Here is a 656-nt window from a genome sequence, read left to right as displayed (position 1 = left end):
CAAAGGCGACACGCCGGTGGCCGTGCGCGATCAGGTGCGCGGTGCCCTGCTCGGCGCCCTCCCGGTTGGCGCTCAGTACGCGGTCGGCGGCCAGCCCGGCCGCCGGACGGTCCAGGAAGACGAGCGGCAGCCCGCCCTCCTGCTCCCGGCGCAGCCGGGCGTGGTCCGCGTCCGCTGCCGGCACCACCAGCAGTGCGGCGACCTGCCGGGCGAGGAAGGACGAGATCACCGCCCCCTCCTGCTCCGCCGACTCACCCGACGACCCCACCAGCAGGGTCAGGCCGTGCTGCCGAACCGCCGCCTCGACCGCGCCGGCGACCGTGCCGAAGAAGGGGTTGCCCATGTCGGGCACGACCAGGCCGACCGTGGAGTCACTCGTACCGGCGCGCATGTTGCGGGCCATGAGGTTCGGCCGGAAACCCAGCTCCGCGACCGCGGCCAGGACGCGGGCGCGGGTGTCCTCGGCGACCGGCCCGTCCCCGTTCAGCACCCGCGAGACCGTCTTCGCGCTGACGCCGACCCGCCTCGCCACATCCGACAGGGTCGGCCGCCGCTGGCTGCCCTTCCGCACCACAGTCCGTCCGCCGAGTCCTACCGGTCCGCCGGGGCACCACCCCTGCGCCGGGCCCGTCCCGCCCGGCGCCGCGCACTGCCGG

The 656-nt window shown here is 76.2% G+C and carries 1 protein-coding gene; it reads right to left on the bottom strand.

Features of this window, described 5'->3' with window-relative positions:
* On the bottom strand, window positions 1-532 hold a 532-nt coding region (locus tag ACYVE9_RS29810; protein WP_461030980.1), incomplete at its 3' end, for a LacI family DNA-binding transcriptional regulator.
* Window positions 533-656: the final 124 nt, after the last annotated feature.

The organism is Streptomyces sparsus (assembly GCF_054776295.1).
This window is presented reverse-complemented; position numbering and strand designations above follow the sequence as displayed.